This is a genomic window from Thalassotalea marina (assembly GCF_014656435.1).
Lineage (GTDB): Bacteria > Pseudomonadota > Gammaproteobacteria > Enterobacterales > Alteromonadaceae > Thalassotalea_C > Thalassotalea_C marina.
The window spans coordinates 1-12,251 of record NZ_BNCK01000003.1 but is presented as its reverse complement, the minus strand read 5'-3'; the positions used below and the strand labels follow the sequence as shown (position 1 = coordinate 12,251).

Here is a 12,251-nt window from a genome sequence, read left to right as displayed (position 1 = left end):
AGTTAAAAAGGTTTGAGTCGCTGAAATTTTGGCGACTCACAATACAACAAGCTCCCAGTGAGTTTGTGTTAGGGCATAAAGTGTGTACATTTTTTGACAAGACCGCGTGTCTTGCCTACAATCTAGCACCTCAACTTTGTGTCTTTTACTCTCGCTGAGAGATAAAAAATTAAATTTAAATTTAAGTACTTTCTTTTAAGGTAATTTTAAAATGGCTAAAGAAAAATTTGAACGTTCGAAACCGCACGTTAACGTTGGTACTATCGGTCACGTTGACCACGGTAAAACAACTCTAACTGCTGCTATCTCAGCAGTATTAACTAAAACTCACGGTGGTGAAGTACGCGATTTCGCACAAATCGATAATGCACCAGAAGAGCGTGAGCGTGGTATCACGATCAATACTTCTCACATTGAGTATGACACAGCAGACCGTCACTACGCGCACGTAGACTGTCCAGGTCACGCGGATTATGTTAAAAACATGATCACAGGTGCAGCCCAAATGGACGGCGCTATCTTAGTAGTAGCGGCGACAGACGGCCCAATGCCACAAACACGTGAGCACATCCTTCTTTCTCGTCAGGTAGGTGTACCTTACATCATCGTATTCTTAAACAAATGCGACATGGTAGATGACGAAGAGTTATTAGAATTAGTAGAGATGGAAGTACGTGAACTTCTTTCTGAATACGATTTCCCAGGTGATGACTTACCAATTATCCAAGGTTCAGCTTTAGGCGCGTTAAACGGCGAAGCTCAGTGGGAAGCAAAAGTATTAGAACTTGCAGAGCAATTAGATACTTACATTCCAGAGCCAGAGCGTGCGATTGATGGTGACTTCATTCTTCCAATTGAAGACGTATTCTCAATCCAAGGTCGTGGTACAGTAGTAACAGGTCGTGTAGAGCGTGGTATCATCAAAGTAGGTGATGATGTAGAAATCGTAGGTATCAAAGATACAACGACTACAACATGTACTGGTGTAGAGATGTTCCGTAAGCTTCTAGACGAAGGTCGTGCAGGTGAGAACTGTGGTGTATTATTACGTGGTACTAAGCGTGATGAAGTACAACGTGGTCAAGTACTATGTAAGCCTGGTTCAATCAAGCCACACACTAAGTTCGAATCAGAAGTTTATGTATTAACAAAAGATGAAGGTGGTCGTCACACGCCATTCTTCAAAGGCTACCGTCCACAGTTCTACTTCCGTACAACTGACATCACAGGTGCTGTAGAGCTTCCTGAAGGTGTAGAAATGGTAATGCCAGGCGACAACTTAAAGTTTGTTGTAGAGCTAATCAACCCAATCGCGATGGACGAAGGTTTACGTTTCGCTATCCGTGAAGGTGGTCGTACAGTAGGTGCTGGTGTTGTATCAAAAATCATCGAGTAATCGATAATTTAGATAAACATCTATCCTAGGAAAAAGGTCGCGAAAGCGACCTTTTTTACGTTTAGGCGTATTAGAAGTAGGTGCAGGTGTTGTATCAGCTCTTGCCTCAAGAAAAGCATCGAGTAATCGATAAGTTAGATAAGCACCTATCTTAGAAAAAGGTCGCGTAAGCGGCCTTTTTTACGTTAGGACTTATTAAAAGTAGAAACAGGTGTTGTATCAGCTCTTGCCTCAAGAAAAGCATCGAGTAATCGATAATTTAGATAAACATCTATCCTAGGAAAAAGGTCGCGAAAGCGGCCTTTTTTACGTTTAGGCGTATTAGAAGTAGGTGCAGGTGTTGTATCAGCTCTTGCCTCAAGAAAAGTATCGCCTAATCGATAAGTTAGATAAGCACCTATCTTAGAAAAAGGTCGCGAAAGCGGCCTTTTTTACGTTTAGGCGTATTAGAAGTAGGTGCAGGTGTTGTATCAGCACTTGCCTCAAGAAAAGCATCGACAAAATTATCTGGAATAATTTTGAACGTACTTTGTGCGGCCGCGAAGCGGTGAGGGCAGGGATAGCCCGAATAATAATCGATAATTTAAATACCCATGTATCCTAGAAAAAGGTCGCGCAAGCGGCCTTTTTACCTTTGGCAGCAGAAGTAATTAAAGTTATCGAAAACAACAACTGGTGTTAATGTTTAAGATACTGAATTTTATCCTTGATAAAGGCTATTTCAGCTTCGCTTTTACTTAATAAAACTGCCTGATTGAGTTTATCAATGGCTTCACCATAACACCCTTGGTGTTCAAGTAGATGCGCATATGCAATAAAATAAGGAGGGTAGTGCAAAAGTAGTGGCGCTACATTATCAAGCTTTGTTTGAGCTTGCTCTAACCTGTCAATTTGAATCAAGGCTACTGCTTGATTAACAATGATCGCTGTCGAGTAATCATAAGTGAGTAACTTGTCGTAAAGTAGCACAATTTGTTGCCAATCTGTATTTTCATAAGTTGTCGCTAAGCTGTGAAGTCCTGCAATCGCTGCCTGAATATGGTAACTGGTAGGTCGATCTTGTTTGAGAGATTTTTGCAATAGCATGTCAGCTTCGCTGATCATTGCTCTATCCCATTTAGTACGATCTTGATGCTCTAACAAAGTGACTTTATCAGTTGCTCTAGCAGGAGTTCTCGCTTGAATAAATAACATCAGGGCTAGTAGCGCATGAGAAGCAGCGTTATCTCGATATGTGCGGCATATTAGCTTCATTAGATATATTGCTTGCTTGCACAGTGTATTTGAAACTAACACCTGTCCAGAATTGCCAAAATATCCTTCGTTAAAAATTAAATACAGCACTTTCATCACCGCATCTATACGGGTATTTAAGTGTGACTGAGTTGGTAAGCTAAACTCTATATTATTTGCTTTAATCTTTCGCTTAGTTCGAGTAATGCGCTGTTCTAATGTTTTATCACTAATTAGTAACGCTCTAGCAATACTTGCGTTGTCAAAGCCCATCACCCATTTTAAACAAAGCGCTAATTGATTATCTTGGGATAGGCTAGGGTGACAGCAGGTAAATATTAATCCTAGCGTAGCATCGTCATATTCATAGGCTGTATCAACAGGGCTAATGGTATCAAGATGTTCTACATAATCGGGTTTGTGCTTTTTGAGTTCATCAAGAATGTAATGTGTGGCGACTTTAATTAACCAAGCTTTAACGTTGGCGATAGTTTCAAATTGCTGTTTTTCCATCGCTTTAATACAGGCATGCTGTAGAGCGTCTTCAACCTGTTGGATATCTTGAAAACGCTTAGTTAGGACCGCAAATGCGGTCCCGTATGCGGCATTAACATCCGTATCGAATGATGCCATTATTCAAATTTCATTACCGGCCTAACTTCTACGCAACCATCTTTTGCAGAGGGGATCTTAGCAGCTATGCTGATAGCGTCATCTAAAGTCGCAGCTTCAATCAGGTAATAACCGCCTAGCTGTTCTTTTGTTTCCGCAAATGGACCGTCAGTTATTAATGTTTCGCCGTTACGAACTCTTACTGTTGTTGCTGTTTCCGTCGGCATTAAGGCTTCACCGCCAATATGATTTCCCGTGGCTTCAATTTCTTCAGTAAATTTTCCGTATTCTTGAATTAATGCCATGTTAGCTTGTTCATCGCGTTGAGCAGCTAATGCTTCCGATTCAAAAATTAAACATAAATATTGCATTTTTCTTCTCCATAAGTGTTGTTTAGTATTGAGTACATTGGTTGTACTCAATAATAAGACGATTAACTAAACTGATCCCCGACAGCCTTACTATATTTTTTTTTACAGATAAAAAAAAGAGCACCTAAGCGCTCTTTTTCTTGTGAAAACAACATAAGTTATTTGTTGTTTTGGATCCACTCTGTCAACAAACGAACGCCGTAGCCAGTGCCGCCTTTTGGCACTTCGCCTTTGTTTGAATGTGATAATGCATTACCTGCAATGTCAATGTGAGCCCATTTAACATCGCCGGTAAAATGCTGTAGGAAAGCCGCTGCTGTAGTCGCACCAGGACCACCTGAACCAGTATTTCTTAAATCTGCAATATTACTTTTTAACATATCGCCGTAGCCTAATGGTAAGCGCCACAAATTTTCATTTACTTGTTTACCAGCGAAGGTAAGTTGTTTAACCAACTCGTCGTCTTCAGAAAATACCGCTGCGTATTCATTACCTACTGCACCTACTTTAGAGCCGGTTAAAGTTGCCAAATCAACTAATACTCTAGGACTGTATTTTTCACGAGCATACCAAAGTGCATCTGAAAGCACTAAACGGCCTTCTGCGTCTGTATTTGTGATTTCTACCGTTAAACCTTCAGCTGTGCGTAATACGTCACCTGGTGCAACTGAATTTTCTGACACCATGTTGGCAGCCATTGCCATAATAGCAACTACGTTAACTTTTTCTTCGTTTAACGCTAACGCTTTTACTGCACCTAAAGCTGCAGCGGCACCTGCCATGTCAACTTTCATGTGAGCAATAGAGCTATGGGTTTTAATGTTGTAACCACCTGAATCAAAGGTGATACCTTTACCTGCGATGGCAATTGGTGCATCGTCACTGTTTTTGTAATGTGCAATGACTAAACGTGAGCCATCTTTGCTACCACGGCCAACGGCTTCTAAAGCGCCCATGCCTAATTTCTTGATGTCTTTTGGATCAAGAACTGTAACTTTTACGCCTAACTTTTTAAGCTTCTTCGCTTCTTTAGCAAAATCTACCGGTGTTAATTCCGTTGCTGTTTCGCTGGTTAAATCACGCGCCAAAAATACACCGGCTTCAATGTTGCTAAGTGGCTTGTATGCATTTTTAGTGTCATTACCGTTGTCTACGTCAAAGTAGAAAGACTTCTCTTGACGCTTTTCTTTACGGTATTCATCAAAGCGGTATGCACGAAGGTTAATACCGTGTGCAATTAAGGCAGCTGTTTCAGCATTTTCACCTAAACCGTCAGCAGCGACAGTAATTGACTTGATGTAGTCTTTTTCTAACTTGCCAGAAAGGTTTCCACCTAGTTTTGTCGCTTTGTTTTTTGTCAGCGCTTCTTTACCAGTACCAACGATGATTACGCGTTGATAATCGATGTTAATTGGAGCTAGTACTTCTACCATTGCACCATAAGCACCTGAAAAGTCAGCGGCTTTGATCGCTTTTGTTAGTTGACCATTTGTTTTGCCGTCAAAATCTTGAAATGGTGATGATGCTTTATCTTTAGCGTGGAATAGCACTAAAGTATCGGTTGATGTTTTCACCGACGACTCAAAAGTAAAGTTTTCTGCAGTAGCGACAGCAGAAGCACCTAATACTGATAAGCCAAGTGCAATTTTTGAAAATTTAGAGATCATGGTAATACCTACTCTTATAGTTTACGAATAATTGTATTTAACGATTTTTTAACCTAAAGGTTAAGCGTATTTCGACAGACGATATATTTTACACGACATAGTGAAAGTCCATGGTTATATCGATTCCATCGACTAATATTGCTCAGTGCAACAGTGTGATCACACCTGGCAAAAGCGCGTTATTTATGTTGTTAACACTTTGTTAAATTTGGAGGCGATGATACGCGTTCTAAACAGTAATGTATACGTTGTAAGGGGGATTAGTCATGGCATGCCGCATTATTTAGCGTCATGCCATGAAAAGAGTAATTAAAGTAGTGGTTTTAAAAATCTAGCGGTATGAGAAACTGTATGGTCAGCAACCTGTTCCGGTGTTCCGGTCACTAAAATTTGTCCTCCACCGGAGCCACCTTCTGGACCTAAATCAACGATCCAATCTGCCGTTTTTATCACGTCTAGATTGTGCTCAATCACTACTATAGTGTTGCCATGATCTCTCAATCGGTGAATTACTTGTAATAACTGCTTAATATCGTGGAAATGTAAACCTGTTGTCGGTTCATCCAAGATGTATAAAGTTTTTCCTGTATCACGTTTAGAAAGCTCTTTAGATAACTTAACTCGCTGAGCTTCACCACCAGACAATGTCGTCGCCGATTGGCCAAGCTTAATGTAGCTCAAGCCTACATCCATCAATGTTTGTAGTTTACGTTTTACTGCTGGTATCGCTGAGAAAAATTCTGTAGCATCTTCAATGGTCATATCCAGTACTTCGTGAATACTTTTGCCTTTGTATTTAACTTCTAAGGTTTCACGGTTATAGCGCTTGCCTTTACATACATCACAGGGCACGTAAACGTCCGGTAAAAAGTGCATTTCAACCTTAATAACGCCATCACCTTGACAGGCTTCACAACGGCCACCTTTAACGTTGAAACTAAAACGACCTGGTTTGTATCCGCGAGAACGCGCTTCTTGAGTGCCGGCAAAAATATCCCTGATATTGGTAAATATTCCGGTATAGGTTGCCGGGTTCGAACGTGGTGTTCTGCCGATAGGGCTTTGATCAATATCAATAACTTTATCGAGTTGATCTAAACCTTTAATACTATCGTGCGCAGCTGGCTCAGACGTTGTTGCACCGTTTAACGCCGTGTGTGCAAGCTTGTATAAGGTATCGTTAATTAATGTCGACTTACCTGAGCCTGAAACACCAGTCACACAAGTCATTAAACCAATAGGAATCGTTAAATCAACATCTTGTAAATTGTTGCCACGAGCACCTTTAAGCTCTACCACTTGTTTTTTATCGTATGGCGTACGTTTTTTGGGCACTTCAATGCCTTCTCTGCCCGATAAATACTTACCTGTAAGCGATTGTTCACAAGCTAAAACTTGTTCTACACTGCCACTAGCGATAATCTCACCACCATGTACACCAGCGCCAGGACCAATGTCGATCACGTGATCCGCGGCACGAATGGCGTCTTCATCATGTTCAACTACAATCACGGTATTACCAAGATCGCGAAGGTGAATAAGCGTTTTAAGTAAACGTTCGTTATCGCGCTGATGCAAACCAATTGATGGTTCGTCAAGTACATACATTACACCAACAAGCCCAGCACCAATTTGGCTGGCTAGTCGAATACGCTGTGCCTCACCACCTGAGAGTGTATCAGCACTACGTGACATACTTAGATAATTTAAACCAACATTAACTAAGAAGCCCAAACGATCGTTAATTTCTTTTAAAATTTTATCGGCAATTTGCCCTTTTTGACCGGTTAAATGTAAGCCTTCAAAAAATGCCAATGCGTCAGCAATCGACTTCTCTGTAATTGCATGCAAAGGGGTGTCAGCAATAAAGACATTACGCGCTTCTAAACGTAAACGTGAGCCGCTACAGTCAGGGCAATGTTGGCTATTGAGGTATTTTGCTAATTCTTCGCGTACTGCGTTTGATTCTGTCTCGCGATAGCGACGATCCATATTATTGAGGATGCCCTCAAACGGATGTTTTCGAATAACAATGTCACCACGGTCATTCATATATTTAAATTCAATTTCTTCCTTGCCACTTCCGCGAAGAACAATGTCTTGGTGTTTTTTATCTAATGATTCAAACGGTTTATCAATGGCAAATCCGAAGTGTTCTGACAATGCTTGCAACATTTGAAAGTAGTAGAAGTTGCGTTTGTCCCAACCACGAATTGCCCCGCCCGATAAACTTAATTCTGGATTACCAATCACGCGGCTTGGATCAAAAAACTGTTGTGTACCTAAACCATCACAGGTTTGGCATGCGCCTGCTGGGTTGTTGAATGAAAATAAACGAGGTTCAAGTTCCTGCATGCTATAACCACAATGTGGACAAGCAAAATTGGCTGAAAACAGTAGCTCCTCTCGTTGTGGTTCATCCATGAATGCGACTCGAGCAGTCCCAGCAGTTAATGAAAGCGCTGTTTCAAAAGACTCTGATAATCGCAATTGAATATCATCTCTAACTTTCAACCGATCAACCACTACTTCGATAGTGTGCTTTTTGTGCAACTCTAGTGTTGGAGGATCCGATAAGTCACAAACTTCACCGTCAATTCTTGCGCGAATATAACCTTGAGCCGCTAAGTTATCCAAAAGTTTAACGTGTTCACCTTTTCGGTTTTGCAATACCGGTGCTAACACCATCACTTTGGTGCCTTCTTCAAGCTCTAGCACCTTGTCGACCATTTGTGAAACCGTTTGTGCAGCCAATGGTTGGTTGTGCGTTGGACAACGAGGTTCACCGACACGTGCATAAAGCAAACGTAAATAGTCGTAAATTTCGGTGATAGTACCCACCGTTGAACGTGGATTATGAGAAGTAGACTTCTGCTCAATGGAAATCGCTGGCGATAAACCTTCAATGTGATCTACATCTGGCTTTTCCATTAGGGACAAAAACTGACGGGCATAAGCAGAAAGCGATTCAACGTATCGACGTTGTCCTTCAGCGTAAAGTGTATCGAAGGCGAGAGATGATTTACCTGAGCCTGACAAGCCAGTGATCACGATTAATTTATCGCGCGGAATATCTAAACTAATATTTTTCAGATTATGGGTACGCGCACCACGAACTTCTATTTTTTTCATAATGATCCCACGGTGAATAGCAGCCGACCATTATGGCATATTTAATCAACTATCTGCATTAAGAATATCCGTTTTTGTTCAGCGTAATGGCGTGATAAACTAGCGCGGTTTTTATCAGTTGTTTAGTTTAGGTCAATCCACGTTTTATGAGTCACTCTGGGTTAAATCATATCGAAAAAAGAGCCGCATTTTCACTTGCTGCGGTATTTGGCTTACGGATGCTTGGTCTGTTTATGATCTTGCCGGTTTTTGCTATCTACGGTGAGCAACTGATCGGTTTTAGTCCAATTTGGATCGGTCTAGCTATTGGTGCTTATGGGTTAACACAAGCATTATTACAAATCCCTATGGGCATTCTTTCCGATAAATTCGGCCGAAAACCGGTTATTCTTGCAGGGTTGGTTGTATTTCTAATTGGTAGCGTAGTCGCGGCAATGTCTGAAACTATCTATGGTGTGGTCATTGGCCGAGCGCTACAAGGTATGGGAGCTATTGCTAGTGCAATATTGGCATTAGCAGCCGATTTAACGCGTGAAGAGCAACGTCCTAAAGTTATGGCAACTATAGGCATGTTTATTGGGTTATCTTTTACTTTTGCTATGGTATTGGGACCAATAGTTGCAGAATCATTTGGTTTAGCTGGCCTATTTTGGTTTACTGGCGCACTTACTATTGGCGCCATGTTAATGATTCAATTTATGGTGCCTTATTCAGTCAATAAAGCGCCCAGAGGCGATAATGTTGCCTTACCAGAGCAAATCACTAAGTTGATTCGCGATCCTCAACTTTTTCGTTTAAATATTGGCGTATTCATTTTACATATGGCATTGACGGCTTGTTTTGTCACTTTACCAAAACAGTTTGTTGAAGCTGGCTTAGCCTTAGAAGATCATTGGCAGCTATATTTACCGAGTCTTTTAGGCTCATTTTTCTTGATGGTGCCGTTTATGATTTTTGCCATTCGAAAACAAAAAGAAAAACAGATGTTCTCTTTAGCTGTATTACTGTTTTCACTGACGCTTATTTTCCTATGGTACTTACCTCTTGGACTATTTAATTTAGTAGTGTTGGTTATTTTGTTTTTTACTGCTTTTAATTACTTAGAAGCGACTATGCCTTCTATTTTATCGCGCTTAGCGCCTGCTGGAAAAAAAGGCACTGTGATGGGCATTTATTCAAGTAGCCAATTTATGGGCGCTTTTGCCGGTGGCGTATTAGGTGGCCTTATTGCGAGTAATTTTGGCGAGTCGATGATCTTTTTAGTGATGGCCTGTTGTGGATTATTATGGTTTATTGCCGCTACAGGCATGAAGCAGCTGAAAAAATCAAAAAGCTTTAGCTTTAAAACCACAATTACATGTGAGCAACAAGCAGATGATGTCGCCGAACAATTGATCAATATGCCGGGCGTTATTGAAGCTACGTTAGTTCACGCGGAATCTGTTGCTTACTTAAAAGTTGATGAAAAAACAGTTGATTTTAAAAAAGTAAAATCATTGCTTAAACCCAACTTGAGTTAATCCCTTTCTTAAATAGTAGTTCCCGCTTTTAAGGCACAGTACGGCGATTGTTCACTGTACTGTGTTTTGGCCCTTTACTTCATATTTATCTGACAATCACGCAAGTGGCGTGGCTAAAGTCTTAACTTTCATCGTCATTTCACTTACAAGCTAAAGGTCAATATCTTCTTGTCTTGAATTTATTGATGAATTACATTGGACGTCCGTCTACAAACAACGGATTTTGTAGACAATGGATTTTAATGAAATTTGCAAGGATTTAAGGAAATGAAAACACTACTGATAACTGCTTCAGCTCTCTTATTTTCTAGTCTCTCTTCCATGGCGTATGCAGATGCGAATGAAGGTGTATTAGAAGGTAAATATGTACCTGTTAGCGGGTTTAGTCATTCGCGAGAAGTTAGCCGAGTATCACTTGGTGAAGCACCTAAACAAGTTGGTAAGTTCAAAGTTGTATTCAAACGTGAAGGTTGGGCGGCGCTGTCTGAGGAAGACAAAAACCGAATTCGTAAACGTTTGGTGATCAAGGGTGAATACACTGGCGTAATGAATATGAGTAATCAAACATTAGCTCATACTATGGTAAACAAAGATAAGTCAGGTACCTTGTATTCGGAAGGAGACTTTCTAATTCCCTCTCAAGGCGACCCTTTTTGCAGCGCAGGTGAGCCATTACAAGGTGTTGAGCAAATGAATATTGTTGCTGGTACCGGAGAGTTTGCCAATATTAGTTCAGGTACATTATTTTTAAAAGCAGATGTAAATAATTGTCCTGGTACTGATGGCTTTTTAAGTAACAAATTTGAGTTTGTTGCGGGAGAAGGCAGTTTAGAGTTTTCTTCTAATTAACCCAAAGAGCTCTACATATGAATAAGGTAGGTATTATGCTTACCTTATTTTTTGCCTTAGATAATAGCTGATATTTCATCATCAATAACATTTTTACCTAAGACTAAATGAATCTCATCGCCCAACCCCTTGCCTAATAGCGCTCTTCCGATTGGAGATTTATCTGTAATAACGACTACCTGTTTTTCTTCGACATTCAACCGATAACCTGCAGCAGTCGGGGCTAAGAAATATAACAAATTTTCATTTTTACTCAATGTGACTAGGCTTGCTATACCTACGATATCATTGCCACCATCGATTATTAGCTTGTTGATCAATTCAATACTTAACTTTAGTTCATCAACTCGTCGTGATTGTCCTTCGGCTAAATATGAAGCTTCGATTGCTAATGTATCGTATTGAGTTTCAGCGACAGACTGTTCATCGATAGACGCTAATCTGGCATTTTTAGCCGCTAGCTCAGCGTCTATTAGGGAAGACTTAAGCTGTTCTAATAGCTCTGCTTTAATTGCATTTTTCATGTGTTGTAGATCTTAAAATTATACATCTATTTAAAACGTATTAAGGCTTATTAGTACCCATAGTTATCGACTTGCTCAGCAACAGTTCAGGCTTTTTAGATATCATTGTTACGATATTTAACAAAAATATAACAAAAGTATTTGATTGGCTATGTCGCCAAGTTCATAATCCGCGCGCTTAAATATTTTAAGCACCACGGATAAAGCATACAAAATAAAAAATGAGTAATTTACTCAAACATAATGATAAAAAGGACATAAATATGAAAAAGGTAGTATTAGCTTCATTATTATCACTTGCATCTTTTACCTCTGCAGCGCAGTGGCAAGCGGGTGCAGGTTTGGTTCAGTTATCAAATAGTGAAGATGATCAAACAATTAAGTTAACCGCGTTGGTGGCTGAAGCCAAATACAGTTTTCACAAGACAGATAAAGTGGAATGGTTAGTTGGAGCGCGTTATGGCTTTGGCATACAAGATGATGAATTCGATTTTGCTTATGGCGCAGAAATTGATGTTGAATTAGATCGCTTTGTCTCGATTGATTTACGTGCTCAATTTGCCATCAACGAGCAAGCTTATTTTTTCTTAACACCTTCTTATACCAATGCTAAATATACTGCAAAATTTCAGTATTTTAGCGAGTCTGAAAGTGACTGGGAACTGGGTGGTGGCCTTGGCTTAGGTTACCAATTTAATGAGGCTACTGCGGTGGAAGCATCATATCAAAGATTTGACGAAACAAATGCACTAGGTGTTAGCTTCTCTTACAAATTCTAATATTTCAGACAGGTGTTAATTGGCAAACAGTGTTTGCCAACTTTATCTTAGGGGTTGCGTAGCAACCAGAACACCACGGGCATGCCCGTGGATGAATGACTCCTTTGCCTGTATTCTATAGGGATGGAAGTTAACTTTTCGGCACATGCCGTATATAGAATTCAATAC

The 12,251-nt window shown here is 40.3% G+C and carries 9 protein-coding genes; 4 read left to right on the top strand and 5 right to left on the bottom strand.

What is annotated here, in order from left to right; translation table 11 throughout:
* Positions 1-211: 211 nt before the first annotated feature.
* Positions 212-1,396 (top strand): elongation factor Tu, encoded by a 1,185-nt coding sequence (gene tuf / locus IE199_RS06515; RefSeq protein WP_189768426.1) that lies wholly within the window; start codon positions 212-214, stop codon positions 1,394-1,396.
* Positions 1,397-2,074: 678 nt separating this feature from the next.
* Here the strand turns inward: tuf and IE199_RS06510 are convergent.
* The 4 genes from IE199_RS06510 to uvrA form a co-directional block, all read right to left on the bottom strand.
* Positions 2,075-3,262, bottom strand: a complete 1,188-nt coding sequence (locus IE199_RS06510) for an RNA polymerase sigma factor (RefSeq protein ID WP_189768424.1) — start codon at positions 3,260-3,262, stop codon at positions 2,075-2,077.
* The gene (locus IE199_RS06505) at positions 3,262-3,612 is read right to left on the bottom strand and encodes a YciI family protein (RefSeq protein ID WP_189768422.1); all 351 of its coding nucleotides are present in this window, start codon (positions 3,610-3,612) and stop codon (positions 3,262-3,264) included. Before IE199_RS06505 ends, IE199_RS06510 begins: the two co-directional genes overlap by 1 nt.
* Before the next feature lie 158 nt (positions 3,613-3,770).
* Positions 3,771-5,285 carry a leucyl aminopeptidase gene (locus IE199_RS06500; protein ID WP_373304783.1) on the bottom strand — a complete coding sequence of 505 codons (1,515 nt, stop codon included), beginning with the start codon at positions 5,283-5,285 and terminating at the stop codon, positions 3,771-3,773.
* A 303-nt stretch (positions 5,286-5,588) separates the two neighbouring features.
* The gene (gene uvrA, locus IE199_RS06495) at positions 5,589-8,411 is read right to left on the bottom strand and encodes an excinuclease ABC subunit UvrA (protein ID WP_189768418.1); all 2,823 of its coding nucleotides are present in this window, start codon (positions 8,409-8,411) and stop codon (positions 5,589-5,591) included.
* Positions 8,412-8,557: 146 nt separating this feature from the next.
* Between uvrA and IE199_RS06490 the strand changes: the two genes are divergently transcribed.
* Entirely contained in the window at positions 8,558-9,931 is a 1,374-nt protein-coding gene (locus IE199_RS06490) for an MFS transporter (protein WP_189768416.1), read from the top strand.
* 267 nt (positions 9,932-10,198) lie between these two features.
* Positions 10,199-10,780, top strand: coding sequence for a hypothetical protein (locus tag IE199_RS06485; RefSeq protein ID WP_189768414.1), 582 nt, complete (start codon positions 10,199-10,201; stop codon positions 10,778-10,780).
* A 56-nt stretch (positions 10,781-10,836) separates the two neighbouring features.
* Here the strand turns inward: IE199_RS06485 and IE199_RS06480 are convergent, their stop codons facing one another.
* Positions 10,837-11,304, bottom strand: coding sequence for a hypothetical protein (locus IE199_RS06480; protein ID WP_189768413.1), 468 nt, complete (start codon positions 11,302-11,304; stop codon positions 10,837-10,839).
* Positions 11,305-11,567: 263 nt separating this feature from the next.
* Here IE199_RS06480 and IE199_RS06475 point away from each other — a divergent pair, with 263 nt between their 5' ends.
* Positions 11,568-12,083 carry an outer membrane beta-barrel protein gene (locus IE199_RS06475; RefSeq protein WP_189768411.1) on the top strand — a complete coding sequence of 172 codons (516 nt, stop codon included), beginning with the start codon at positions 11,568-11,570 and terminating at the stop codon, positions 12,081-12,083.
* Positions 12,084-12,251: the final 168 nt, after the last annotated feature.